25 protein-coding genes are annotated in these 25,929 nt (G+C 68.8%); 11 read left to right on the top strand and 14 right to left on the bottom strand.

The genetic code is table 11. The annotated features are described in order from the left end of the window. Positions 1-102: 102 nt before the first annotated feature. Both NY1_RS23485 and NY1_RS23490 read left to right on the top strand, forming a co-directional pair. Positions 103-2,550, top strand: a complete 2,448-nt coding sequence (locus tag NY1_RS23485; protein ID WP_067717276.1) for an HAD-IC family P-type ATPase — start codon at positions 103-105, stop codon at positions 2,548-2,550. A 145-nt stretch (positions 2,551-2,695) separates the two neighbouring features. Then, a complete protein-coding gene (locus NY1_RS23490; RefSeq protein WP_067717279.1) occupies positions 2,696-3,523 on the top strand; it encodes a PhzF family phenazine biosynthesis protein in 828 nt (275 codons plus the stop codon). Positions 3,524-3,557: 34 nt separating this feature from the next. On the opposite strand, the gene NY1_RS23495 is transcribed toward NY1_RS23490, so the two are convergent. Continuing rightward, positions 3,558-4,472, bottom strand: a complete 915-nt coding sequence (locus NY1_RS23495) for an ADP-ribosylglycohydrolase family protein (protein WP_067717282.1) — start codon at positions 4,470-4,472, stop codon at positions 3,558-3,560. Between the two features lie 151 nt (positions 4,473-4,623). Between NY1_RS23495 and NY1_RS23500 the strand changes: the two genes are divergently transcribed. After that, positions 4,624-5,142, top strand: a complete 519-nt coding sequence (locus NY1_RS23500) for a pyridoxamine 5'-phosphate oxidase family protein (protein WP_067717285.1) — start codon at positions 4,624-4,626, stop codon at positions 5,140-5,142. A gap of 12 nt (positions 5,143-5,154) precedes the next feature. On the opposite strand, the gene NY1_RS23505 is transcribed toward NY1_RS23500, so the two are convergent. The 4 genes from NY1_RS23505 to lspA form a co-directional block, all read right to left on the bottom strand. Then, positions 5,155-5,976 (bottom strand): acyl-CoA thioesterase domain-containing protein, encoded by an 822-nt coding sequence (locus NY1_RS23505; protein WP_067717288.1) that lies wholly within the window; start codon positions 5,974-5,976, stop codon positions 5,155-5,157. A 74-nt stretch (positions 5,977-6,050) separates the two neighbouring features. Further along, positions 6,051-6,698 (bottom strand): hypothetical protein, encoded by a 648-nt coding sequence (locus NY1_RS23510; RefSeq protein WP_067717291.1) that lies wholly within the window; start codon positions 6,696-6,698, stop codon positions 6,051-6,053. Positions 6,699-6,701: 3 nt separating this feature from the next. Further along, positions 6,702-7,628 (bottom strand): RluA family pseudouridine synthase, encoded by a 927-nt coding sequence (locus NY1_RS23515; RefSeq protein ID WP_067717293.1) that lies wholly within the window; start codon positions 7,626-7,628, stop codon positions 6,702-6,704. Beyond that, positions 7,625-8,248, bottom strand: a complete 624-nt coding sequence (gene lspA / locus NY1_RS23520; RefSeq protein WP_067717732.1) for a signal peptidase II — start codon at positions 8,246-8,248, stop codon at positions 7,625-7,627. Before lspA ends, NY1_RS23515 begins: the two co-directional genes overlap by 4 nt. A 344-nt stretch (positions 8,249-8,592) precedes the next feature. Here lspA and NY1_RS23525 point away from each other — a divergent pair, with 344 nt between their 5' ends. The 3 genes from NY1_RS23525 to NY1_RS23535 all read left to right on the top strand — a co-directional run bounded on the left by NY1_RS23525 (position 8,593) and on the right by NY1_RS23535 (position 10,748). Continuing rightward, positions 8,593-9,489, top strand: coding sequence for a hypothetical protein (locus NY1_RS23525; protein WP_067717735.1), 897 nt, complete (start codon positions 8,593-8,595; stop codon positions 9,487-9,489). Beyond that, positions 9,486-10,199 carry a hypothetical protein gene (locus NY1_RS23530; RefSeq protein WP_084535276.1) on the top strand — a complete coding sequence of 238 codons (714 nt, stop codon included), beginning with the start codon at positions 9,486-9,488 and terminating at the stop codon, positions 10,197-10,199. The genes NY1_RS23525 and NY1_RS23530 overlap by 4 nt, the downstream gene beginning before the upstream one ends. 84 nt (positions 10,200-10,283) lie before the next feature. Then, entirely contained in the window at positions 10,284-10,748 is a 465-nt protein-coding gene (locus NY1_RS23535) for a VOC family protein (RefSeq protein ID WP_067717298.1), read from the top strand. A gap of 65 nt (positions 10,749-10,813) precedes the next feature. Here the strand turns inward: NY1_RS23535 and NY1_RS23540 are convergent, their stop codons facing one another. From NY1_RS23540 to NY1_RS23550, 3 genes are all read right to left on the bottom strand, one after another. Then, positions 10,814-14,116, bottom strand: coding sequence for an arabinosyltransferase domain-containing protein (locus tag NY1_RS23540; protein WP_084535253.1), 3,303 nt, complete (start codon positions 14,114-14,116; stop codon positions 10,814-10,816). 121 nt (positions 14,117-14,237) lie between these two features. Next, the gene (locus tag NY1_RS23545; protein ID WP_067717301.1) at positions 14,238-14,738 is read right to left on the bottom strand and encodes a WKL family lipoprotein; all 501 of its coding nucleotides are present in this window, start codon (positions 14,736-14,738) and stop codon (positions 14,238-14,240) included. Between the two features lie 194 nt (positions 14,739-14,932). Then, entirely contained in the window at positions 14,933-16,312 is a 1,380-nt protein-coding gene (locus NY1_RS23550; RefSeq protein WP_067717304.1) for a DNA polymerase IV, read from the bottom strand. 146 nt (positions 16,313-16,458) lie between these two features. On the opposite strand from NY1_RS23550, the gene NY1_RS23555 reads away from it, so the two are divergent. Both NY1_RS23555 and NY1_RS23560 read left to right on the top strand, forming a co-directional pair. Continuing rightward, positions 16,459-17,337, top strand: coding sequence for a UTP--glucose-1-phosphate uridylyltransferase (locus tag NY1_RS23555; protein ID WP_067717307.1), 879 nt, complete (start codon positions 16,459-16,461; stop codon positions 17,335-17,337). Positions 17,338-17,470: 133 nt separating this feature from the next. Continuing rightward, positions 17,471-18,568, top strand: a complete 1,098-nt coding sequence (locus NY1_RS23560; RefSeq protein WP_084535254.1) for an alpha/beta hydrolase — start codon at positions 17,471-17,473, stop codon at positions 18,566-18,568. 63 nt (positions 18,569-18,631) lie between these two features. Here NY1_RS23560 and NY1_RS23565 read toward each other — a convergent pair whose 3' ends face one another. Continuing rightward, on the bottom strand, positions 18,632-19,087 hold the full coding sequence (locus tag NY1_RS23565) for a MarR family winged helix-turn-helix transcriptional regulator (RefSeq protein ID WP_067717313.1): 456 nt from the start codon (positions 19,085-19,087) through the stop codon (positions 18,632-18,634). A gap of 53 nt (positions 19,088-19,140) precedes the next feature. Between NY1_RS23565 and NY1_RS23570 the strand changes: the two genes are divergently transcribed. After that, positions 19,141-20,184, top strand: coding sequence for a hypothetical protein (locus NY1_RS23570; RefSeq protein WP_067717316.1), 1,044 nt, complete (start codon positions 19,141-19,143; stop codon positions 20,182-20,184). On the opposite strand, the gene NY1_RS23575 is transcribed toward NY1_RS23570, so the two are convergent. Next, positions 20,185-21,492, bottom strand: a complete 1,308-nt coding sequence (locus tag NY1_RS23575; RefSeq protein WP_067717319.1) for an MFS transporter — start codon at positions 21,490-21,492, stop codon at positions 20,185-20,187. A 79-nt stretch (positions 21,493-21,571) separates the two neighbouring features. Further along, positions 21,572-22,396, bottom strand: a complete 825-nt coding sequence (locus NY1_RS23580; protein ID WP_067717322.1) for a carboxymuconolactone decarboxylase family protein — start codon at positions 22,394-22,396, stop codon at positions 21,572-21,574. 136 nt (positions 22,397-22,532) lie between these two features. On the opposite strand from NY1_RS23580, the gene NY1_RS23585 reads away from it, so the two are divergent. Further along, positions 22,533-23,111: a TetR/AcrR family transcriptional regulator gene (locus NY1_RS23585; protein WP_218028417.1), complete on the top strand. Its 579-nt coding sequence runs from the start codon at positions 22,533-22,535 to the stop codon at positions 23,109-23,111. 21 nt (positions 23,112-23,132) lie between these two features. Here the strand turns inward: NY1_RS23585 and NY1_RS23590 are convergent, their stop codons facing one another. Next, positions 23,133-23,675 (bottom strand): TetR/AcrR family transcriptional regulator, encoded by a 543-nt coding sequence (locus tag NY1_RS23590; protein ID WP_067717328.1) that lies wholly within the window; start codon positions 23,673-23,675, stop codon positions 23,133-23,135. A gap of 108 nt (positions 23,676-23,783) precedes the next feature. On the opposite strand from NY1_RS23590, the gene NY1_RS23595 reads away from it, so the two are divergent. Beyond that, the gene (locus NY1_RS23595) at positions 23,784-24,197 is read left to right on the top strand and encodes an organic hydroperoxide resistance protein (protein ID WP_067717331.1); all 414 of its coding nucleotides are present in this window, start codon (positions 23,784-23,786) and stop codon (positions 24,195-24,197) included. A gap of 6 nt (positions 24,198-24,203) precedes the next feature. Here NY1_RS23595 and NY1_RS23600 read toward each other — a convergent pair whose 3' ends face one another. Both NY1_RS23600 and NY1_RS23605 read right to left on the bottom strand, forming a co-directional pair. Beyond that, entirely contained in the window at positions 24,204-24,740 is a 537-nt protein-coding gene (locus tag NY1_RS23600; RefSeq protein WP_067717334.1) for an NlpC/P60 family protein, read from the bottom strand. Between the two features lie 120 nt (positions 24,741-24,860). Continuing rightward, a complete protein-coding gene (locus NY1_RS23605; protein ID WP_067717337.1) occupies positions 24,861-25,826 on the bottom strand; it encodes an SMP-30/gluconolactonase/LRE family protein in 966 nt (321 codons plus the stop codon). Between the last annotated feature and the right edge of the window lie 103 nt (positions 25,827-25,929).

Here is a 25,929-nt window from a genome sequence, read left to right on the forward strand (position 1 = left end):
TTACCAGACGAAACGAATTCCCCGAAGCGGGCCGGCGACCCGCTGACGTCGGCCGAGCGCCGCTCACCTGCGTTTTCCGGACAGCCATCTAGGCTGTTCGGCATGTCGATCACGACGCAGGAGTCGAGTGCGCCCAGTCCACCCACATTAGGGCTGAGTACAGCCGAGGTGGAGCAGCGGCGACGGGATGGGTTGACCAATGATGTGCCCGAGCGCGCCAGCCGGTCGGTCCGGGACATCGTCAAGGCGAACGTCTTCACCCGGATCAATGCCATCCTGGGTGTGCTGTTCATTCTGGTGCTGGCCACCGGCTCGATCATCGACGGGATGTTCGGGCTGCTGATCGTCGCGAACAGCGCGGTCGGCATCATCCAGGAGATCCGGGCCAAGAACACCCTGGACAAGCTGGCCATCGTCGGGCAGGCGCAGCCGGTGGTGCGGCGCGAGGGCAAGGCCAGCGCGGTCGCGCCGCAGGAGGTCGTACTCGACGACATCATCGAGCTGGGGCCCGGCGATCAGATCGTGGTCGACGGCGAGGTGGTCGAGGCCGAACTCCTCGAGGTGGACGAGTCGCTGCTCACCGGTGAGGCCGACCCGATCGACAAAGGCGTTGCGGCGCAGGTCATGTCGGGCAGCTTCGTGGTGTCCGGCAGCGGGGCATACCGGGCCACCAAGGTCGGCAAGGACGCCTATGCGGCCAAGCTGGCGGACGAGGCGAGTAAGTTCACGCTGGTCAAGTCCGAGCTGCGCAACGGCATCGACACCATTCTGAAAGTCATTACCTACCTGCTGATTCCGGCGGGCCTGCTGTCCATCTACAACCAGCTGGTGTCGTCCAAGGAATCCTGGCGGCCCGCCGTCAACGGCATGGTCGCCGCCCTGGTGCCGATGGTGCCCGAGGGCCTGGTGCTGATGACCTCCATCGCCTTCGCCGTCGGCGTGGTGCGACTGGGGCGACGGCAGTGCCTGGTGCAGGAACTGCCCGCCATCGAGGGCCTGGCCCGGGTGGACGTGGTGTGCGCCGACAAGACCGGCACGCTCACCGAGAACGGCATGCGGCTCGCGGAAGTCCGTCCGGTGGGCGAGGTTCCGGAAGCCGAACTGCGCACCGTGCTGGCCGCCATGGCCTCCGATGATCCGCGGCCGAACGCCTCGGTCACCGCGATCGCCGAGGCGCTCACCGACGCGCCCGGCTGGCAGGTCAGCGGGATCGCGCCGTTCACCTCGGCCAAGAAGTGGAGCGGCTTCTCCTACGGCGAGCACGGCAACTGGCTGCTCGGCGCGCCCGATGTGCTGCTGGATCCGGACTCCGAAACCGCCGCTGTCGCACAGGAGATCGGCGCCAAGGGCCTGCGGGTCCTGCTGCTGGCCAGTAGCGACCGGTCGGTCGACGCCAAGGACGCGCCCGGCCAGGTGACCCCCGCGGCGCTGGTCGTGCTCGAGCAGAAGGTGCGACCCGACGCCAAGGGCACCCTGGAATACTTCGCCTCCCAGCACGTTTCGACCAAGGTGATCTCCGGCGACAATGCGGTGTCGGTGGGCGCGGTGGCCGAATCGCTGGGCCTGGCGGCCGGTGCGCACGCCGTCGACGCCCGCAAGTTGCCGACCGACCAGAACGAGCTGGCGGACGTGCTGGAGGAACAGACCGTCTTCGGCCGGGTGCGCCCGGATCAGAAGCGCGCCATGGTCGGCGCCCTGCAATCGCGCGGCCACACCGTCGCCATGACCGGCGACGGCGTCAACGACGTGCTCGCGCTCAAGGACGCCGATATCGGCGTCGCCATGGGTTCGGGCAGCCCGGCCACCCGGTCGGTCGCGCAGATCGTGCTGCTGGACAACAAGTTCGCCACCCTGCCCTACGTGGTGGCCGAGGGCCGCCGAGTGATCGGCAATATCGAACGGGTCTCCAACCTGTTCCTCACCAAGACGGTGTACTCGGTGGTGCTGGCGTTCCTGATCGGCATCGCCGGAATCGGTTCGCAGATCTTCCATTACAAGGCGATCGGCTATCCGTTCCTGCCGCGGCACGTGACCATCGCGGCCTGGTTCACCATCGGCATTCCGGCGTTCATCCTGTCCCTCGCGCCCAACAACGAGCGGGCGCGCACCGGATTCGTCGGGCGCGTCATGCGATTGGCGATCCCGTCCGGCGTGGTCATCGGCGTGATGACGTTCATCTCCTACCTGATCGCCTACCAGGGCCCCGATGCCGGGGAGACCGAGAAGGTGCAGGCCGGGACCACGGCGCTGATCACACTGCTGATCATCGCGGTGTGGGTGCTGGCGATCGTGGCGCGGCCGTGGAACTGGTGGAAGATCCTGCTGGTCGCGGGTTCCGTTGCGGGATACCTGATCCTGTTCAGCGTCCCGTTCACCCGGCACTTCTTCAAACTCGATCCGTCCAATGTCGCGCTGACGACCTCGGCGATCGTGTGCGGGGCGATCGGCGTGGTGCTGGTGGAGGCCGCGTGGTGGTTGCAGGCGCGCCTGCAGGGCGAGACGCCGCACCTGCTGCCCACCGCCCCCGAGGAAGTGATCGAAAAGCGCTGATCTCAGCGGAATTCGGAGCCGGTACGCGGCGGCGGGCCTCACGGCCCGCCGCCGCTGCTTTACATCCAAACTGGTCGCATGGTTTGGCTCGCCGTGAACTGCCTTGTCCTGGGCAGGCATTGAATCCCCGGGTACCTTGGGCCTCATGGAGGTCCTCCTGCACCAGATCGACGCGTTCGCCGACGCACCGTTCTCGGGCAATCCGGCAGCCGTCATGCCACTGCTGAACTGGCTCCCGGACGAGCTGCTGCAACACCTGGCCGAGGAGAACAACCTCGCCGAAACCGCCTTCTACACCTCCGCGCTACCCGTGGACGCCGGTGCGCCGCCGGACAATTCGCCGGCCTTCCACCTGCGCTGGTTCACCCCCGCGGTCGAGGTGGACCTGTGCGGGCACGCCACCCTGGCCGCCGCCGCGCAGATCCTCGACGATATGCATCCGGGCGCGGACCGGGTCCACTTCTACACGCGCAGCGGCTGGTTGCGGGTGGACCGCGACCGCGACGATCTGGTGCTGGATCTGCCGGTGGTGTCGTCGGTCGAAATCGATGTGCACGAGGACATTCCGCAGGCGCTCGCCAAGGCGCTGGGGGTGCGGCCGCTGCGCGCCTACGAGGGCACCGACATCGTGCTGGTGGTCACCGCCGAGCACGAGGTGGCCGACGCCCGGCCCAACTTCTCGATCTTCCCGAAACTCAGCCGCGCCGCCATTCTCACCGCCACCGGCGACGAGATCGATTTCGTCTCGCGGGTGTTCGCGCCCGGGGTCGGCATCCCCGAGGATCCGGTGACCGGTTCCGCGCACGCGCAGCTGGCCCCGTTGTGGGCCAAGGAACTCGGCCGCACCACCATGTCGGCCCGCCAGCTCTCGCCGCGCGGCGGGGCCCTGCGATGCACGCTCACCGGGGAACGGGTACGGCTGTCGGGGCGGTGCCGCCGGTATCTCGACGGCGTGGTCCGGCTGCCGGACTGAGGCTTTCGCGCCCCTTTCCGGGGCGCGCCCCGCGTCAGCGCTCGAGGATCCGTTCGGTCAGCTTGTCCAGATCGTCCGCGCGATAGCCCGGGTAGCCGTGCAGCAGTTCCAGCCATTCCGCCGGAATCGCCGCGGCGCCCCAGCGCGCGCCCAGCAGCCCGCCCGCGATGGCCGCGGTGGTGTCGGTGTCGCCGCCGGCCCGCACCGCCGCTTCCAGTGCGGCGGGCAGGGAATCGGTGTGGGTGATGGCCCACCACGCCGTCTGCAGGGCGTGCACCACCCAGCCGTTCTTCGGGAAGTCTTCCGGCGCACCGTGTTCCGCGGTGTCCAGCAGCGGCCCCCAGAATCCGGCGTCCACGATCGAAAGCGCTTCCCGCACACCGTCGTACGTGCCGTGCAGCACCGCGTGCCGGATGGCCAGGGACCAGATCTTGCACGCCTGCATGGCCTGCGGGTCGTAGTGCGTGAGCGAGCTGACCACCGCGGCCGCCTTGGCGCATTTGATCGGTTCGTCGTCCAGGTACACCAGGGCCACCGGCGCGGTGCGCATGAGCGAGCCGTTGCCCGCCTTCAGGCCGCCGAGTTCGTGCGCGTGGATCTGCATCTCGCGCCCCGACAGATCGCGGTGCCGCAGCACCTGGCTGGTCTGCGCGCCCACGTCTTTCGGGCGGGTGTCCCACCAGACCACGAATTCCCGCGCCACCGCGTCCAATCCGGATTCCTCGTGCAGGTTCCCGGCCTCGGCCGCCGCGCGCGCCACCGCGATGGCCATCGCCGTATCGTCGGTCCACTCCCCCGGCGCCCAGTCGAACGCGCCGCCGCCCTTCATCCGGATGACCACGTCCGGTTTGGGATGCGTGAACTCGTATCCCGCCCCCAGCGCGTCCCCCGCCGCCGTCCCGAGCAGCACGCCCCTGGCCCGATCGGCCTGTTCGGCAGTCAAAACCATCGGTTCCCGACCCCTCTCCTCAGCTGAGCTCCCTCCAATCTTGCACAGTCCTCCGACAGGCACCCGGCCCGGGACATACTTGCCGGACCGGACCGATGAATCCGCGCCGCGCCGCCCGTCTCGACTCGTATCACCGACCCGAGGAGGAATCATGCTGCCCGACCCCGTCGAAGCCACCGATCTCAATATCTACGAGCCCGCCGAACTGCCGTGGAGCTTGGTGCGCAAGCATTTCGAAGCGGGCATCGGCCTGCCCGAGACCCCCGCCTTCCTCGGCACGGTCGGCCCCGACGGCCGCCCGCATTCCACCGGCATCGGCCCCGTGGAAACCCAGGGCTTCATCTACTTCACCAGCGGCCCGGGCACCCGCAAGTCCCGGAACCTGGCCGCGAACCCGGCCTGCACCCTCTCGTTCCGTTTCCCCGAATCCGACCTGATCTTCGAAGGCACGGCCACCCGCGTCGTCGATCACGCCGAACTCGACCGGGTGGCCGCCGTTTTCGCCGCCGGCGGCTGGCCCGCGACCCGCGACGGCGACGCGGTCACCGCTCCGTACAGCGCCCAGAGCGCCGGCCCCGCCCCCTGGTACCTCTACCGTTTCGAGCCCGATACCGCGGTCGCCCTCGGCCTCACCGACCCGCACGGCGCGACCCGCTGGCGCTTCCGCTGAGTCGCGGCGAACTCAGTTCGCGGTGACGGGGAGGGACCGGCCCTCGGCGAAGGCGGCCAGGTCGACCTGACGGCGAGCGTTGGACAGGCCGGTGATGACGGTGGCGCCGAGCGGGCCGGTGCGGTCGTAGAGGGTGGCGGTGGCGACCATGACGCCCGCCGCGGAGATGTGATCCTGGGCGTGCAGGCCCACCTCGTGACCGATGGGCAGGCGGGCCAGGGTGAGGGTGACGTCGCTGTTGATGAAGCCGACGCCGGCGGTGCCCCAGTTGCAGACCATGTTCGTGCAGTCGGCGACGAAGGCGGCGCGCTGGAAGGGGGTGAGGGGTTCGCCTTCGACCAGGGCCGGGAGGTTCTGCCAGACGGCTTTGCGCAGGTTGTTGGCGCCCGACCCGAAGTCAGGGGTCCAGCCCTGGTCGCCGGATTTGAAATGCGGGGCCTCGCCGTATGGCGAGTCGAGTACGTATTCGGGGACGGGCAGGTCGTGCCCGGCCTGCCAGACCTCGCCGGGCGGCTGCTCGCCGACCGCCAGGTACATGACCGAGGCGCGGGCGCGGACCTCGTCGCGCTGCACGAGGGCGGCGTCGACCACCCGGACCCGGGTGCCGTCGCGGACCACCTCGCCGCGCAGCGTGATCGGCTCGTTCAGCACCGGGCGGAACAGATCGACGGTGAAGCGGGCCGGGATGAAATCGGCGGCGGGACCGTGGATTTCCAGTTCGCGGGCCAGCAGGCCGCAGACGGCGGTTCCGGCCAGATTGGTCGGCGACCAGGCGCTGACCGACATCGCGGTCGGTACCAGGCTGCCGTCCACCGGCGTGAAGAATGCGACCATCTCGTTCGATCCCTTTCCGCTCCAAGATCTCCCCGTAATTAGAACACGTTCTAGAACTGCGGGCGCGGGACGGGTCAGTTCGCGGGCACCGGGCCGTCGTCGGGGGACGCCGTCACCGTGGCCGAATACTCCGGGAGCAGCGGCGATACCGCGAACACGCCGGCCGAGGCGTCGGCGGGCAGGGCCTCGATCGCGCGGATGCCGGGACGGTCCGCCATGTTCCGCAAATCGGGCAGCGGGGCGTGCACGACGACGCCGACCACGCAGGCGCAGTGCGCGTGCAGGCGCGCGGCCACCACCTGCTGGACGCGGGCCGAACGCTCGTCGTAGGACGGGTTGGCGGTGACCAGATAACCGGCCGCGTCGATGGACTTCACCGCCACCGCTTCACCGGCCGGGACGCCGATCGACACGATGGGCGTGGCCACCCGGTCGATGGCCACGTGATAGTCGACCTCCGAAATACGGTGCCCGGCAGCGTATCCCGGCACGCTGTCGGCCGTGACCGCCGCCGTGAAGGAGAGCAGCGCCCAGTGCGCGCCGGTGTCGTTGCCCTGCAAGGAGTTCCGTGCGCGCAGCAGGTAATCGTCGATCCGCTCGCCGTAGTCCGGGCCCAGCCGGTCGGTGGCGATGACGCCCGCGCGGGGCGGGATCGCCACCCCGACGACGATGTCGAGCAGGACCAGAAGCCCGGCGATCGCGGCGATTACGGCACGTTTCACCGGCTACACGCTACGGAGTACATCCAGGGCGTGCTCGAGGTCGGCCGGATATGCACTGGTGATCTCGATCCAGCGCCCGTCGGCCGGATGGTTGAAACCCAGCTGCCGGGCGTGCAGCCACTGCCGTTCCAGGCCCAGCCGTTCGGCCAGCCGCGGGTCCGCGCCGTAGGTGAGATCACCGCAGCAGGGATGCCGCACCGCCGAGAAATGCACCCGGATCTGATGCGTGCGACCGGTTTCCAGATGGATGTCGAGCAGGCTCGCGGACTGGAACGCCTCGACGGTGTCGTAGTGCGTGATCGAGGGCCGTCCGTCGGCGGTGACCGCGAACTTCCAGTCGTTGCCGCGCGCCCGGCCGATCGGGGCGTCGATGGTGCCCGAGCTCGGATCCGGATGTCCCTGCACCAGCGCGTGATAGCGCTTCTCGACCGTCCGGTACTTGAACGCCCGCTTGAGCTGGGTGTAGGCGTGCTCGGACTGCGCCACCACCATCACCCCCGAGGTGCCGACGTCCAGCCGGTGCACGATGCCCTGCCGTTCGTGCGCGCCGGAGGTGGAGATGCGGTAGCCCATGGCCGCCAGCCCGCCCACCACGGTGGGTCCGGTCCAGCCGACGCCGGTGTGCGCGGCCACGCCCACCGGCTTGTCCACCGCCACGATGTCATCGTCGGCGTAGAGGATCTTCATGCCCTCGACGGGCGTGGCCTCGACGGTGAGTTCGCGCTTGGGCTCGGGGAATTCGACCTCCAGCCAGGCGCCGCCGGTGAGCCGGTCGGACTTGCCCGCCGCCACCCCGTCCAGCTGGACCGCGCCCTCCTCGGTCAGCGCCACCACCGCGGTGCGCGACAGGCCGAGCAGCCGCGACAGGCCGGCATCGACCCGCATGCCGTCCAGGCCGTCGGGCACGGGCATGCTCCGGGTTTCCCTCATACCGTCTTCTCCTCCGCGATCTCGTCCTCCTCTTTCCGGCCGGCCCGGGTGCCGTCCGGCTCGAAACCGAATACCGTCAGCGCGACCAGCAGGATGGCGCCGCACACGATGGCCGAATCGGCCACATTGAACACCGGCCACCAGCCGACCGCCACGAAATCCACCACGTGACCCTGCAGCGGGCCGGGCGCGCGGAACAGCCGGTCGATCAGATTGCCCAGCGCACCGCCCAGCACCATGCCCAGCCCGATGGCCCACGGCACCGACCGCAGCGTGCGCCCGATCCGGATCACGCCGATCACCACCGCGGTGGCGATCAGGGTGAGCAGCCAGGTCATGCCGGTGGCCATGGAGAAGGCCGCGCCGGGATTGCGCACCAGGCTCAGGCGCACGAAGTCGCCGATGAGATAGATGGGCTGCCCCGGCTTCAGCTGCGCCACCACGATGGTCTTGGTCAGCAGATCCAGGCCGAGCAGCACGGCCGCGAGCGTCAGCAGCAACGGCAGGCGTTTGCGCCCGGCAACAGCCTGTTCAGCTGCTTCGCCGTCACCGGCAGCCCGCGTATCGGCTGCGGCACCGGCCTTTTCGCTGTCGTGCTCGGCTCGCGCGGCACCGGCGATATCGGCGCTTCCGCTGTTGCCGTTCGGCTGCGCGGGGGCGGCCGGATCGGTCTTCGCCAGGTCGGCTGCGTCCGCTCCGGACGTCTCTGCGATGACGGGAACGTCGGCTTCATCTGCGTCGGGGTCGCGCGGCCGGTCGGTACTCACCCGACACATCATTCCTTATGGCAATGGGTTGCCCGGGCGCGGGCGCGATCCCAAGCTGATTATCAGGAACGAGCCGTAACCTGTTCGACGTGACGGTGTTGTCTTCATCCCCCAGCTCGGCGCACGCCACCGCACGCTGTACCGGTTCACCCGGCCGAGCGCGTCCGGGGTTCCAGCGCGGTGCTCGCTCCGGAGTCCTGCTGCTGGCGCTCGCGGTCGCGTTGTCGGCGTTCGGAGCCGGATGCAGCAGCCGGTCGGAAACCTCGGCCGAGGCCGACGGCACCGAACCGGTCGGGCTCGGCAAAGAGGTGACGGTGCCGATATCCACGATGACCACCACGGTCATCGAACCGGGCGCCGAACCCCGCGCGGCCTTGCGTCCCGCGGTCGCGGAGGGCACCACCCAACAGGTGACCTTGAGCACCGATCATCACATCGAGCAGCAGATCAACAGCCAAGCGGTGCGGGACTTCTCCCCGCCGGCGGTGACCATTCCGCTGACGGCGCAGGCCGGCAACGATCGGGTGAATCTGACCCTGGGTTCAGTGACCTCACCGGATCCGGCGATGGCCAAGGCGCTGCTGCCCGCCGACGGCTCGCAGGTCGGGTTCGACATCAGCGATCTGGGCGCGATCACGGCATTGCGGCTCTCGCCCAAGCCCGCCACCACCGATGTGGCGCGCGCGGCGCTGGAGCAGGCCTTCTATCAGGCGGTGTACCAGTCCATCGCGTTCCCGGACGAACCGGTCGGCGTGGGCGCGGTGTGGACGGTGCGCCAGCAGATCTCGGGCAGCGTGCCGCTGGAGCAGGTGACCACCGCGACGCTGACCCATCGCGAGGGCAATCTGCTGACCATCGCGCTGAACGTGGTGCAGACGCCGAAATCGACGGTGTGGCATCTGCCCAACGAGGCGGGGCAGCTGGAGATCGTGGACTACCTGATGCACGGCACCGGCGATGTGACCGTGGATCTGGGCCTGCCGCTGCCGGTTTCGGGCGCGGTGGAGGTCGGCGGCAATCAGACCTATCGCGACCCGCACAGTTCGGTCGTGCTGCGGCAGACGCTGCGCACCCAGGTGCAGTGGGGCGCATGATCCGGCGGACGATCGCGCTGCTGTCCCTCACCGCGGCGGTGACCCTGGCGGTGAGCGGCTGCGGCGCCAAGGATTCCGGGTCGCCGCTGCCGAGTCTCGGGCCGTCGGTGACGCCGCCGGCCGGGTCCGGGCCGGCGACCGCGCTGGACCAGGTGACCCTGCGCAACGATCTGCTCGACGCGGGCCAATTGCCCAGCGGCTATACGGCTTTCCCGGATCCCGCGCCGGGCAGTACCAGCGGGGCGGGTTCGACGACCGATCCGGCGCGGTGCGCGCGGGTGCTGGCGCCCGTGGCGGATCAGGCGCCGGGTGCGGCGGCGTCGGCGGTGGCCGAATTCGGCGGGCCGAATTTCGCCAGCGTCGATATCGATGCCGCGTCCTATGCGAACGGCGGAGCGGCGCAAGCCTTCTCGGCGGTGCAATCACTGTTGCGCGAATGCACGAAATACTCCGGAACGGACGCGGACAATACCAAAGTCGAATTCCGGCTGGGCGGTTTGGAACAGCCGAACGCGGGTGACGCGTCGATCGCGTTCCGCGTTCACACCACCAGCCAGGGCGTCACGTTGTATTCGGCGGTAAGCGTGATTCTGGTGGGCGCCACGGTCGTGCAAATCAATATGTCCGGTGCGAGCGAACCGGATTCGCAGCAGCTCAGCGCCCTGACGGCGGCGCAGGTGCGCAAACTCAGCGGCGCCACCGGACCCTAGAGCATCGAAGATTCCGGCGATCGTTGTCGGTGCCCCGGCCTAGCATCTGGGGTGTCCGACAACAACCTCGATCGGAGATTTCCGATGTCCGATGTCAAACACATTCCCGAGGGTTACCCGGTCGTCTCCCCCGCGCTCGCGGTGGACGGCGCGGCCGCCGCGATCGATTTCTACAAACACGTGTTCGGCGCCGACGAGCGCGTGCGCATGCCTGGACCGGACGGCAAGATCGCCCACTGCGAAATGCAGTTCGGCAATTCCGTGGTCATGCTCGGCGACCCGGCCCCGGCCCTCGGCTTCCTGGATCCGAAAGCGGTCGGCGGCACCCCCGTCAACCTCTACACCTATGTAGAGGACGTGGATGCCGCCCACGCGGCCGCCCTGGCCGCCGGAGCCAAGGAGATGCAGGCCCCGGCACTCCAGTTCTACGGCGACCGCACCTCCGCCTTCGAAGACCCCTTCGGCCACCGCTGGACCGTCGCCACCCACGTCGAGGACGTCAGTCCCGAGGAGATGGAGAAACGCATGGCCGAGATGATGCAGGGCTGAACCGCCTCGTCGATTCCACGTGGGTTTCAGGGGCTTGCCCCTGAGAGGTACGAGAGTTGTCCCTCTCAGCGCCAGCCGGTCACATTGATCGGCCCGGGAGTCCATCGCCCCGAACGGGTTTCGGTGGTGATCGCGGCCTTGGCCGGGACCGCCGTGGGGTCGATGGGCGCGAGCTGCTGGAGCTCGCCCCAGTCGTTGCGCCAGTCGTCCTTGGCGTAGGTGGCCAGGGTGTAGGGGCGCAACAGCATCGAGCTCCAGCCGAGCGCGCCGCCGCCGTCGTGGCTCTGCCACAGCGTGGTCATGCCCGCGCCGCCGCGATCCGGCAGGATGCGGTACTCGGGCACTTCGGCGATGCCGTACCGGTGGTTGAACGGCCGCTGGTTCGGGAACTGCAGGCCCACTTCCCAGTCCGTGAGGACCGGCGTCTCGGAGCCGACCAGCGCATCGAGGGTGCGGGTCTGCGGAATGCGCGGCGGCGTCAGCGCCACCCACTGCTTGGCATCGCCATTGCGATCCTCGGCGACGATCCGCACGGCGGTGGCAGCGCCCGGAATCTCCGACAGCGGCACCCGCAGGTTGCGCCAGGTCGGCGCGGGACCGATATCGATCGGGGTGACCCGCCCCTGCGGCTGCATGGTGCCGTCGGGACCGGTTGTCCCGTACTCGATTTCCACCGACTGCCCCGGCGTGACGATGCCGTCCTTGTTGACCGAGCGAATGCGCCCGGCCGCGGTGACGGCGATGATCCCCGACCGCTCGTCGGCCTTGGGCAGCGCGTACCAGCCGGTGGTCAGCGCGGACACGCCCGAACTGCCGTAGCTGCCGAGCACCGGCGTCGTCCCGGGGTTCAACCGGAATGGCAGTGCGGTGGTGGTGGTTCCGTCCACGGTGTGATCGGAGCGATTGCTGACCTGGCTGGACATGCCGCCGCCGGTGTCGATCTCGTCGTCGGCGCGCAGATCCTTCGATACGCCGTCGGCGGTGAAGCCGGTCGCGTCCGCGGTGAAGGTGCCGAACACGTCGCCGTTCACCGGCTTCAGCATGCCCTTGTTGGGGTCCACCTCGACCAGCACGTCGCGCGCCAGCCCGCCGGACTTGCCCAGCACCGCATCCACATTGGAGCGGGCGAGCGAGAACGCCGGGTACTGCGCCACCGCGCCCTTGGCCAGCGACGCCACCTCGAGCATCACCATGAGCGCCGCGGCCACGGTCAGCGGCGGCAGCGCCACCAGCCGCCAGCCGCGTTTCGAGATGCGGTGCGGCGCACCCGGTTCGGGCGCGCGCACATGGAACCAGCCGGCCAGCGCCAGGAACAGCAGCGCCAGCCCCAGCCACGCCTTGCTCAGCTCGAACCCGGCGACCTGAATCGACTTGTCGTTGAACGGGATCGAATAGTTCGACACGTACCACCAGCCGTTGATGCTGGCGAAGCAGATGGCCAGTACGAACGACACCACGGCGGCGAACAGCGCCCGATTGCGCGGCGAGCGCAGCACCTTGGGCCCGACCGCGACCGCGGCCAGCACCGCCACCGCGCCCGCCAGCCCGGCGTAGATGCCGTTGTGGTGGGTCCACTTGGTGGGGGTGGTCATCATGAGCAGGATGACGCCGACGCAGCTGCCCAGCAGGCGCCGGGCCGGGCCGGCGGCCGCGAACGGGATTCGGCCGCCCTTGCGCAGCAGCACGAACGCGCACACCGCCATGCCCAGCCACAGCATGAGCATGCCGAAGCGGCGCGCCATGGAGCCGTCGATGGTGGGCATGAACAGGTACTGGTAGCGAATGTATTCGCCGTCCCAGTGCACGTTCGGGCCGACCAGGTCGTGCACCCGGCGCATCTCGAACATGGCCGAGATGGGCTGATCGTTGAACATGATCGCGAGCACCACCGCGCCGGCGGCCAGCAGCGGCAGGCCCAGCGCCAGGTAGGAGACCCAGCGGGCGCGCAGCGCCGGGAACAGGCCCGCGCCCGGCGCGACCGCGGCGCTCATGGCCTTGGCCCGCTGGTCGATGGTGCGCCACAGCGGGCGGACGCCGGCCAGCAGCGGCGCGACGCAGATGATGCCGGACGGGCCGACGGTACAGGCGAACGCGCCGATCAGAATGGCCACCGCGTAGGGCAGCAGCCGCCGGGTGGCGATCGAACGCTCCACCGACACCCAGGTCAGCAGCACGCCGAGGGCCACCATGGGCTCGGGGCGCAGGCCGTTGCAGTAGGGCAGCCAGACGGCCAGGAAGCCCAGCGCGCCGGTCCACAGGGCCAGCTTGTCGTGGCGGATGCGCGCGCCGAGGCGGGGAATCACCTCGCGGCTGAGCACCAGCCACATGACGATGCCGGCCAGCAGCGCGGGCAGCCGCATCCACGGGCTGGCGGTGCTGATGTCGGCCATCCGGCCCAGCAGGTCGTAATACGGTGTGCCGACCGGGGTTTCGGGGACGCCGAAGTAACCGAAGTAGTTGGCCATGTAGCCCGCGTGACCGGCGGTGCGGGCCATCCCGAACAGGTAGCCGTCGTCGGCGGTGGTGGCGCCGATGAAATGCCACAGCACCAGCGTGCCCAGCACCGCGGCGTCCACGGGCCGCAAGGTCCACCAGCGCTGCGGCAGGAAGCGGCGCACCCGGCGGCCGTCGAGCCGGTCCAGGCGGTAGAGGGCGAACAGCGCGACCAGGGTGGCGAGCACGGCCGTCCAGATGGCGACGGTCTTGATCAGGCTCGGATGCGAGGAGAACCGGCTGTCGATATCGGCGCTGACCTCGGTGCCGTCGGCGACCGGGAGATCACTGAAGATGCCGACCAGCTGCGGCCGGTAGTCCCCGGACAGCGTGACCGGTGCGAGGGTGGATCCGGTCAGCACCGCCGTGGTCTGGGTCATGCCCGAGTGCACGGTGAAGGCGCAGCCGGCGGCGAGCTGCTCGACCGGCACGCTGACCAGGGCCTGATTCTGCAGTACCGCTTCGAATTTGGCGGGCGTCACGGTCCCGTCGGAGGCGGTGCTCGCGGCCTTGACCCGGGCGGTGAACCCGTAGCGCTCCAGGTCCGGGGCGCCGTTGGGCGCGGTGGCGACCAGCGTCCCGCCGGTCGAAGCCAATTGCGCCACAGCCGAACACGGGATGGTGGCGTCGAAAGTCAAAGGCGCGTAGGACACCAGCGGCGCTTCGATGCTGCGGGTCGAGTTGTCCTGCGGCCACGAGATGGTGGCGGCGTCGACCCGCACCGGCAGCAGCGGCACGGCGATCGCGGAGAGGATCGCGATCAAGCCGGCGATCAGAGCGAGCGGCCGTTGCCAGCCACCGGGAGTCCGTTCTACTGCGGCGGTACCTGCACTCCCGGCCGGGCCTTGCCCGGCTCTCTCCAACACGTCGGTCACGACCGGAGATATTAGGCGGCGTTCCTGGGAACGCGCTCCCCCGCGTCCGGCAAGCAGATTTGGCCCGGTCCACCAGCGGACCGGTCCGCCCTGGTGGGAGGCCCGGCCCGCCGGAAAAGCGCTAGCTGCAGGCGGGCGAGGTCTGGTTGCCCAGCGACAGCATGTTGCAGATCCATTCCTTCTGGACCTTCCACTTGCCGTCCTCGGCCACGAACGGCACCACGGCGTTCTGCGGCGCGCCGCCGTTGACGGCGACCTGGGCGTCGGCGGTCAGGGTGCCGTTGCCGAGGTCGGTGACGCCGGTGACGGTGATGCTGGCGTTGTTCGCCTTGTAGGCGTCGCTGAGCAGCTGCGGCAGGTTCGGGTCGGCCTGCACGCCCTGCATCATGTCCAGCTTCTGCGCGTTCGGGACGTTCGGGTCCAGGGCCTTCTGCAGTTCCGCGTTGAGATCCGCGACGGTCGGGGCCGCCGGGTAGTTCTGGGCCGCGCTCGTGGTCTTGGAGGTGCTCACCTTGGGCTTGGTGGTTTCCTTCTTGTCACCGCTGCCGCACGCCGTCAGCCCGAGAGCGGCTACGACGGCGAGGGTGGCGACCGCGATTCGTCCAGTCTTCTGAAGCTTCAACTGCTCGTCCTTTGCGTTCGAGTAGGTCCGTTACGACAACATGACAGCCGAGCACCCGACCGGCGACGCTGCACGAGGGCCGAGACTACCAACGAGTCGGCTGCGAAACCGACTCCGGAAGCGGTGCCGCGGCACTTTCAGTCCGAATCCTCATAATTCGGCGATTTGCCCCTTAGAGCGGGAATCCCGTGGGTTCACGCGAGGCTGCCGAGCGGATCAGCGCGTCTCAGCTGCGGATCTTCGGTGGCGAAGGTGCGTGCCGGACCCGGTCCGCTGGAACGAGTCTCGAAGCGGACCGTCACCACGCCGTGGCCCGCGCCCTGCACCCAGCCATGACCGTACTCCGGATGCTCGACATCCAGGCCGGGATACCAGATCTGGGTGGTGTAGGACCTGGTCGGCGGCGGCACCGGCGGCGGTCCGGGGACTTCGGCGAGGCCGAGAGTCGGTTCCTCCGAGACCGATTCGGCGGTCTCGACGGTCTGATCCAGCTCCGGGAACAACGATTCCTGGCGAATCTCCGACAAACCCGCGAAACCGACGCCCACCAGGCGGATCGGGCCCAGTTCCGCGGGGTCGATGGCCGAGCGCTGCGCGGCGGCGGTCAGCGTCGTCAAATCCTCGGTGGCGTAAGGCAGGGTGGACGATCTGGTCACGATGGACATGTCGGACTTCTTGAGTTTGAGCACCACCGTGCGCGCTGCCCGGCCGTCCTCGGTGAGCCGCCGGTGCGCCGACACCGCCATGGCGTCGATGGCCGGGCGCAGCTGCGCGAGGGTGAGAATGTCGGTCTCGTAGGTGGTTTCGGCGCTGATCTGCTTGGCCTCGGCGCGTTCGGCCACTGGCCGGTCGTCGATGCCGCGCGCCAGCCGGTGCAATGCGATGCCCATGGCATTGCCGAGAATCGAGGTGACCTCGGTTTCCGGCAGCGCCGCCAGCGCGCCCACCGTCTCGATACCCAATGAGCGCAAACGGCTTTGGGTGACCGGCCCGACGCCCCACAGCTTGCCGACCGGCAGCGCCGCCAGGAAACCCTGCTGTTCGGCGGGGGAAATCACCCGCACGCCATCGGGTTTCGCGAGCCCGGAGGCGATCTTGGCGAGCTGTTTGCCGCTGCCCGCGCCCACCGACGCGACCAGGCCGGTGCGCTCGCGCACCAACGCCCGCAATTCCTCGCAGAATTCGAGCACCGCCGCGGCCGGCCGCCCGACCAGCTCGGCCGGCTCGCCGAACGCCTCGTCGAAGGACAACGTCTCCAGCACCGGAATCCGCGAGCGCAGCGCCTCGAACACCTGCCCGCTCAGCTCCCCGTACACCGCGCCGCGCGGCGGCACCACCACCGCGCCGCCGCCCACCAGCCGCCGCGCCATATGCATGGGCATGGCCGACCGCGCCCCGAACACCCGCGCCTCGTAGCTGGCCCCGGCCACCACCCCGCGCCCGCCCATGCCGCCCACCAGCACCGGCCGCCCGCGCAGGGTCGGCCTGGTGAGCTGTTCCACCGAGGCGAAGAAGGCGTCCATATCGATGTGCAGCACCCAGCGCCGGCCCGGGCGCGAATCCGGGTGCAGCATCGCCCCGGCTAACCCGTCCGCACCGGCTGCAGAGCCGTGACCAGGCACGATACGCTCGCTCGGATTTCGGGCAGGGGGGTTCACAATCGGGAATCTACGCGCGGCTACCGACAGGTACGTAAGCGCCGGTGTGTGATGATCGGGTAATGACGATTCGCAAGGCCGTGATCCCCGCCGCCGGCATCGGTTCCCGCCTGCTACCGCTGACCAAGGCGATCCCCAAGGAGATGCTCCCGGTCGGCGACAAACCGGTCATCGAACACACGGTCCGCGAGCTGGTCGCCTCCGGCATCACCGACATCACCATCGTGGTCAGCGGCGGAAAGTCGTTGATCCAGGACCACTTCCGCCCCAATCCGGCCCTGGTCGCGCAATTGCGCGCCGACGGCAAGGCGGCCTACGCCGACGCCGTCGAGGAGGTCGGCGAGCTGAGCCGGCAGGGCCACATCACCTATCTGGATCAGCACGGCCCCTACGGCAACGGCACCCCGGTGCTGAACGCCGCCCGCAATCTGGGCGACGAACCCATGCTGGTGCTGTGGCCCGACGACGTGTTCGTGGCCGAGGTGCCGCGCGCCCAGCAACTCATCGACGCCTATGTGAAAACCGATGCGCCGGTGCTGGCGCTGATGCCGATGGACCCGGCCGAATCCCAGCGCTACGGCGTGCCGGTCGTCGAGGACACCGTCGGTGCGGGCCTGATGCGGATCAGCGGGCTGAAGGAGAAGCCGAAGCCCGCGGACGCGCCGTCCTCATATGCCGCCATCGGCGGTTATGTGGTGACGCCCGGCATCATCGCCGAACTGCGTGCGCAGGTGGACAACTGGTACACCCATCGCACCGGCGAGGTGTATCTGACCGATGCCATCAACCTGTTCGCGGCCGCTAACCCGGTGTACGGCCAGGTGATTCGCGGGCGCTGGTACGACACCGGCAATCCGGCCGACTATCTGGTGGCCCAGTTCGCCTCGGCGCTGGCGCATCCGGACTACGGACCGGTGCTGCGCGGTCTCGTCGAGGAGTAGTCCGAATGTAACGGCCCTGTTCCACAAGGTGGTCCGGCACACATGGGCCGGGTGCCACCTATGAGTCTCCCCAAGATCCCGGCAAATCTGAAACACTCATAACGGATTCGCGATTAGCTCTCTCGAATCACGTATGGATGTACAAGAGGTTTGGATCTTGCGTAGTGGATATGGTGCACGAGCGTCGGCGCTCGCTGCCGCTGTGTGTTTGCTCGGGAGTTCGCCGACCACGTGGTGGGGCGCCGAAGCCGCGGCGGCGCCACGGGATCCCATCACCAGCACCGCGACGCTCGCCGATACCCCGGTCTCCGAGGACGGCTCGGCCATCGCCGGTTTCGAGATCGTGGACGCGCACAACCTCACCCTGCGGGTGCGTTCGGCGGCCATGAACACCGAGGTGCGGGTGGAAGTGCAGCGGCCCGCCGACGCCACCGAACCGCGGCCGGTGCTGTACCTGCTCAACGGCGCCGGCGGCGGGCAGGACACCGCCACCTGGAAGCGCAATACCGATTCGGTGCAGTTCTTCGCCGACAAGAACGTGAACGTGGTGATGCCCATCGGCGGCGCGTTCAGCTACTACACCGATTGGCAGACCAGCGACCCCAAGCTCGGCGTGAACAAGTGGAAGACCTTCCTCACCGAGGAGCTGCCGCCGATCATCGACGGGGCCCTGGACACCAACGGGGTCAATGCCATTGCCGGGATGTCCATGTCGGGGACGTCGGTGCTGCAGCTGCCGCTGGCCAAGCCGGGACTGTACCGGGCGGTGGCGGCCTACAGCGGGTGCGCGCAGATCAGCGATCCGATCGGGCGGCAGTTCGCCGAGCTGGTGGTGTCGATCGGCGGCGGCAATCCGGCGAATATGTATGGGCCGCCGGAGGATCCGATGTGGGCAGCCAATGATCCGTACGTGCATGCCGAGGGTTTGCGGGGCCTCGGGCTCTACATCTCCAACGGCAGCGGCCTGCCGGGCCGCCACGACACCCTCACCGATGTGCGGACGCTCGGACCCAACGACGGCGGCCTGATGCAGCAGTTGCTGGTCGGTGGCGTGCTGGAGGCGGCCAGCGACTGGTGCGCGCGCAACATGCAGGTACGGTTGCAGCAGTTGCAGATTCCGGCCACCTTCGACATCAGCCAGGCGGGCACGCACTCGTGGGGGTATTGGCAGGACGCGCTGCGCAGTTCGTGGCCGGTCCTGGCCAAGGGACTGGAGTTGCCGGAGTCCTGATCGGCCGCCGGCCGCGCGGGAGCGGCGGATGGCGAGCGAACCGGTGCCAGCCTGGGGCCCGGTCTATTCGTCGGCGGCGTTGTAGCGGACCAGGTACGCCGCCAGCCGTGCCACATCGGCGTCGTCCCAGTCCTGGAAGCGCTCGGTGAAGGCGTCGGCGCGGCTGCGGGCGGCCGCGCGTGCTACCCGCCGCCCTTCCGGGGTCGCCCGCAGGATGTGGTTGCGGCGATTGGCCGGATCGACCTCGCGGACCAGGTAGCCGAGTTGTTCGAGGGCCGACACCTGGCGGCTCACGGTGGATTTGTCCAGGTGGAAGTGCCCGGCCAGATCGGCGGCCAGGCAGCCGTCGCGCTCGATGACCAGGTCGAGCACGCTGGAGGCGACCAGCGACAGCTCCGGGTGTAGTTCGGCGGCCCGGCCGCGGGCCCGGCGCGCGAAGGCGGTGAGCTCGCGCTGAATCACCTCGATGGCCTGGTCACGACCGGGTTCGCCGCCGGGGAATACCGTTTCGCCGCTCATAGTTGTATAGTACAACCTCATATAGTTGCATTTACCAACTGTTCGGAGATTCCATGGCCTCGCATCAGATCCGGCATGTCGCCACCCATCTGCTCACCCCCCTGCTGATGTGCGTCGGCATGGGCCTCGCCTACCTGGGCGCGTTCCACCAGCCCGAGCCCAATCGGCTCGCGGTGGCGGTGGTCGGCGACGCCCCACAGGTCAAGGTGCTGGCGCAGACGCTGAAGGACAAGGGCGGCGACAAACTCGACGTCGTCACCCTGCCCAGCCGCGACGGCGCCGTCGGCGAACTGATGGATCGCAAGCTGGCCGGGGCCTACCTGCCGGATCCGCAGCATCCCGAACTGCTGGTCGCCAAGGCCGGATCCGACACCACGGCCATGGCCACCGAACTGGTCTTCACACCGGTGGCGGCGCAGCAGGGCGTGCCGCTGACCATTACCGATGTGGCGCCGCCGAGTTCGGGTGATCCGACCGCACAGGGCTTGTTCTTTCTGCTGGTGGCGTTGTCCATCGGCTCGTACGGCAGCGTGGCCGCCATCGGCGCGGCGGGGGCGGGGCTGTCCATGCGGATTCGCGCTTTGTTCGCCATCGGGACCTCGCTGGCGGTCAGCATTATCGGAATCGTGCTGGCCGGTCCGGTCTTTCACATCATCGACCACGATTACGCCGGCATCTGGGCCATGTCGTGGATCTACTCGGCGGGCATTCTCACCATCGGCATCGGGCTGCACACCTTCCTGCAGCGCTGGACCACCCTGGTCATGATGGTGCTGTTCGTCATGCTCAACTTCACCACCTCCGGCGGCGTGTACAGCCCGTGGTTGCAGCACGACTTCTTCGGTGTGCTGCATTCCTTCTGGAACGGCGCCGGGTTCGTCGAGGGCGCGCGCAGCCTGCTGTACTTCGGCCGCACCGGATTCACCGGGCACCTGGCGACCCTGATCGCCTGGCTGGCAGCCGGTTTCGTGCTCATCGGCCTGGCGGCGCTGCGCGAGCGGCAGCAGCGCCCCGCCGCCGTGAGCCCGGATCCCGCGGCGCGGCACGAGGCCCGGGAAGAGGCCGAGGAGGAGATGGAAGAAGCGGTCGGCGTCTGATCAGACCCGATCCAGGGCGCGATGGCGCGTCTCCGGCAGTGCGACGAGGCACAGCAGGGAGCACAGCGCCATCGCGCTCATGAACCACCCGATGGCCCCCGAACCATGGCTCTCCCCCAGTTGCGCGATCACCAAAGGCGCGATGCCGCCGCCCAATACGCCGCCCAGGTTGTAGGCGATGCCCGCGCCGGTGTAGCGGACATCGGTGCCGAACAGCTCCGGCAGGAACGCGCCGAGCGGACCGTAGACAATGCCCATGCACAGCAGCGCACCGGAGAGCCCGACCGTGATCAGCACCGGATTCCTGGTGTCCAGCAAGGGAAACAGCGCCGGGCTGAACACCATGGCGAGCGCCGCACCGCCGAGCAGCAGCACCCGGCGGCCGATGCGATCCGATTGCCGGGCCACCAGCAAGGTCGTCACGCCCAGCACCACGACGGCCACCGAAGTACTTGCCAGCATGGTGTTCCGCGGGACGTGCAGGGTCTTGGTGGCATAGCTCAGGCAGTAGGTGGCCACCGTGTAGAACAGCACGTAGGACACCACGATCCCGCCCGCGCCCAGCAGCAGTTCGCGCGGATAGCGGCGGACGACCGAGATCAGCGGTGCGCGCCGCGCTTCCCGGTCCGCGACGAGGGCGGCGAAAACCGGAGTCTCCGCCACTCGCAAGCGAATCCGCAGTCCGACGAAGACCAGGGCGAAAGACAGCAGGAACGGGATCCGCCAGCCCCAGGATTCGAAGGCGGCATCGGACAGCCCGCTCGACAACGCCCAGAAGATCGCGGTGGCGGCGAAAAACCCTACGGGCGCGCCCATCTGGGCGGCCGCCGCGAACAGTCCCCGTCGCCCGGGCGGTGCGTGTTCGGTGGAAAGCAGTGCGGCGCCGCCCCATTCACCGCCGAGCCCGACGCCCTGCAATACCCGCAGCACCACCAGCAGGAACGGCGCGGCGATGCCGAGCGTGCCGTAACCGGGCAGCAAACCCACTGCGGCCGTGGACAATCCCATGAGCAGCAGCGAAACCACCAGCGTGGCCTTGCGCCCGATCCGGTCCCCGAAATGACCGAAGAGCACCGCGCCGAGCGGCCGGGCGATGAACCCGATGGCGAAGGTGGCCAGCGCCGCGAGCGTGCCCGCGAAGGCCGACAAGGTGGGGAAGAACAGCTTGTTCAGCACCAGCGCCGCCGCGGTGCCGTAGATGTAGTAGTCGTAGTACTCGATGGCGGTGCCGATGAAGCTCGCCACCGCGATCCGCCGCCCCGAATTCACCGGGGCCGCCGCCCGTCCCACCGCGGTCACATCGTCCATGCGTATCCTGTCGCGCGTCGAAGTCGAACAGCAAGGGCGCGGCCATGTTCGCACGGACGGCGGCGCCGGGCCCGGGGTTTCACTCCGGCTTGCGCTCGGCGAACACCTCGCGGGCCGCCCCGATGGCATTGATGGCGGCCGGGAACCCGCCGTAGCCCGCCATCTGGATGATGGTCTCCACGGCTTCCTGCTCGGTGCCGCCCACATTGAGCAGCCCGTGCAGGTGGACGCGCAATTGCGGGCCGGCGGTGCCGAGCACTGTGCAGGCGGCGACGGTGGCCAGTTCGCGGGTCTTCAGGTCCAGACCGGGGCGCGAATAGACGTCGCCGAAACAGAATTCGATGAGGTAGCGCGCCAGGTCCGGGGCGATATCGGCGAGGGCGGCCAGGACGTGGTCGGCGGCCGCGCCATCGACCTCGGCGAGTTTGGCCAGGCCGCGTTCGTAGCGCTGTTCGGTGGTCTCCCCGGGCCGGATAGTGCTGGCGGACACCGGGTTTCCGGCCTCGGGCCGATCGGCGAAGGCGGCCCGGGCGACGGTGAGGCCGTTGAGCGCGGCCGGGAAGCCCGCGTAGATCGCGGTGTGCACGATGATCTCGACGATTTCGGCGGGCGTGAGGCCGACATTGAGCGCGCCGTCGATGTGCCAGCGCAGCTGCGGGGCGGCGAAGCCGAGCGCGGTGAGCGCGGCGACATTGACGGCCTGACGCTGCGGCAGGGTGAGGCCGGGACGCGAATAGATGTCGCCGTAACCGAATTCGACGACATAGCGGCCGAGGTCGGGGGCGATATCGGCGAGCGATTCGACGACGGCCCGGCCGTTCGGCCCGCCGACCCGATCCAGGACGGTGAGCCCGCGCTCGAAGCGGGCGGCGGCGGTCTCGGAGTGCTCGGCGTGCGTGCTCATGGCGGCTTCCTTCGACGATGTGCGGGGATCTACCTCAGCGAACGAGACGGTCCGTCTCGTGTCATGACGCTAGCCCCGGGCCGGATGGACTGTCAAGACGAGACGTTGCGTCTCGTTCCACGCTAGGATGTACCCCGTGACCCCACCCCCGAATCCGGAATTGCGCAGTCCACGCTCCCACCAGGCCATTCTGGACGCCACCTGGGACCTGGCCGTGCGCAATGGCTACGGCAAACTCACCATCGAGGCGATCGCCGCGCGGGCCGGGGTCGGCAAGCAGACCATCTACCGCTGGTGGCCGTCCAAGGGCGCGCTGGCCCTGGACACCATCAACGAACAGCTCGGCAGCGCCACCGACTTTCCCGACACCGGCGATATCGCGGCCGACCTGCGAACCCAGTTCGCGGGCCTGTCGAAAGCCCTCGCGGGCGAGGTGGGCGGGGTCTATCGCGGCGTGATCGCCGAGGCCCAGACCGATCCGCGCCTGGCCGAGGCGGTGCGCGCGACGATCATCGAACCGCGCGCCGCCCAGTGCCGGGCCCGCCTCGACATCGCCGTCGCCGCCGGGCAATTGCGCGCCGATCTGCCCACCGCGACCATGGTCCAGCTGCTCTACGGCCCGGTCTATTTCCGCTTCCTGCTCGGCGTCGCCGACGTCGCCGACTCCCCCGCCCTGGTCGAGCAGGTCCTCGACGGCCTGCGCCCGCGCGGCTGAACCGAAGTCAGCGCACCGGCATCAGCGCCGGGAATCCAAGTGCGCCAAGGCGGTTCGCACACCGGCCCGCACCGTCTCGGCATCGCCCACCCCGCCGCTGACGGCCACGCCGTCGCGGGTCAGCAGCAGCGCGCGCGCCGTCCCCTCCGGATCGCCGTGCCCGGCCGCGGCCAGCCGGTCGGCCATCAGGTCGCGGAACCAGGCGCGGTAGTCGTCCACCACCTTGCGCACGGTATGGCCGGGATCCGGAAACTCCACGGCCGCATTCAGAAATGGGCAACCCCGGAAGCCGGGCCCGCAGCTCAGCTCGCCGAGCCGCTCGAAGATCGCCGCGATGCTGTCGACGCCGTCGCCGGGCACCGCTTCCAGCACGCCGCGCTGTCGCTCGTACTCGCGGATCAGATAGGCCACGACCAAGTCCTCCTTGGTCTTGAAATGCCGGTAGAAGGTGGCCTTGGCGATGCCGGCCTCGGCGATGATGCGGTCGATGCCCACCGTGTGAATGCCCTCGGCGTAGAACAGCCGGGTGGCGGTGTCGAGCAGCCGCTCACGCGCTTCGCTCATCGCTGACCTGCACTTCCTTCCGAATCGGAATCTCACTGTTGACGATAGCAGACAGATCTGTCTACCCTCGAGCACGAAGTGAACAGACAAGTCTGTCTAGGAGGAATCATGGCCCCCATGTACACCGCAGTAGCCACCTCGGTCGGCCGCGAAGGCCGCTCGGTCAGCGATGACGGCATTCTCGATCTGACCCTCGCGCGACCGAAGGAGCTCGGCGGCGACGGCCAGGGCACCAATCCCGAACAGCTGTTCGCGGCCGGCTACTCGGCCTGTTTCGCCAGCGCGCTGCAGCTGGTCGCCAAGCGCATGAAGATCGAGGCCGAGGACGCGGCGGTGACGGCCGAGGTCGGGCTGAACGCCCAGGAGGGCGGCGGTTTCTCGCTCTCGGTCGTGCTGCGCGTGGAACTGCCCGAGCATCTGCACAACGAGACCGGCAAGCAGCTCGTCGAGACCACGCACCAGGTGTGCCCGTACTCGAACGCCACCCGGGGCAATATCCCGGTGGAACTGGTTGTGGAGTAACGGGATTCAGTAGAAACGGCGAATGTCGTAGATCTCGAAGTCCGACAGCGGGGTAAGGCCGACCGGCACGCCCGGACTGTGGGCATTGAACACATTGCCGCCTCCCGCGTAGATGCCGACGTGGGAGGCGTCGCCGTTCAGGATGATGATGTCGCCGGGTTGCAGTGCGCCGTAAGGGACTTCGAGCCCCGCGTCCGCCTGCTGCCAGGTGGTGCGCGGCATATCGATGCCGACGCTGCGGAAGGCCCACTGCACCAGCCCGGAGCAGTCCCAGGCATCGGGGCCGGTGCCGCCCCACAGATACGGCTTGCCGGTCTGGGTGGTGGCCAGGGTGAGCGCGACCATGGCGCGCGGGCTGGCTAGCGGGAGATTTGCTGAACCACTGGCACTGCCCGAGGCGGAACCACTCGCACTACCCGAGGCAGAGCCCGAAGCAGAACCGGAATCCGCCGAGGCGGAGCTCGCCAGTACCGCATTCGGCACCGTCAACGTTGCGATCGAGAGTAGGGATACGGCTAATCGGCGTAGCAGTCTGCGTGTCATGCACTTGCCCCTTGCATCAGGTAATGCCGCGAACAACTCGATTGCTATCAATTAGCTGTTCTATCGCATCGGCCACACTGGCCACAAGGGGTACAAACCGGGCGTGTCTCGAGATCCAGGTCACGTGGCCGTCGCGGGAAGCGGGGCGAGCACCACGCGGTTATCGGCCTGCGAGGGAATCCAGATGCTCAGGCCGTCGGGGTCGAGGGCGAAACCGGTGGGGCCGTGCAGGGGCGCGGAGACCGCGACCGGAGCCAGCGCGATGCCCTCCGGGTCGTAGACGGTGACCGTGCCGGGCTCGTCGCCGGGCGTCGAAACCCAGTCGGAGACAACCAGATCGCCGTTGGGGCGCACCGCCATGCCGTCGTGGATGCCGAACAAGGTGCCCACCCGGACCGGGGTCACCGGGGCCGCGGCCAGGTCGAGGCGGTACACATTGCCGCCGCCGAAATCCACGCCCATAGCGGCCACGTACGCCACCTGACCTGCGGGATCGAGGGCGATGCCGTTCGCGCCGGACATGCCGTCGGCGACGAGGGCGAACTGCCGCGAGTCCAGATCCAGCCGATACAGCGACGAGGCCAGGGTGTCGGTCACCAGCAGCGTGGTCGGGTTCAGCACCGCCAGCCCGTTGAGCAGCCGGGCGGTGCTCATGGTCGCTTCGAACACCTGCTCACGAGTGTCCATGTCGTAGCCGACGATTCGGTCCACATCGGCCACGTACAGCCGATTGCCGATGTGCGCCATGCCCTTCGGGGCGTCGAGCACCGGATCACCCTCGCGCGGCAAGGCTTTCGGCTCCACCACCGCGCCCGCCGGGGTGAGTTCGGAAAGGAAGCCGTCACCGTCCTTCGCGGACCGATCGGCGGTGCCCAAATTGGACACGAACACCCGATCGCCCACGAAGTACACCGATTCCGGGGCCGAGAACCCCTCGAGGACCGCGGTTTTCGCCACCGGGGCCGGGGCCGTCACCGCGGCATTACCGTCGGCGGTCGTGGTGCCCGGAACTTCGATATCCCCCTGCCGCACCGCGCAACCCGCCGCGCACAGCACCAGCAGCACCGCCAACCGCTTGCCCCGCATGCTGAACCTTTCGACAAAAGGATCAATCGGACATAGCAAATGGCTATGCTAGTCGCCGCAAGCGCGCTGCCGCGGGAGCGACATGACGGAAACGGCCACGGTC

This window comes from Nocardia yamanashiensis NBRC 100130, assembly GCF_001613325.1.
Classification (GTDB): Bacteria; Actinomycetota; Actinomycetes; order Mycobacteriales; family Mycobacteriaceae; genus Nocardia; species Nocardia yamanashiensis.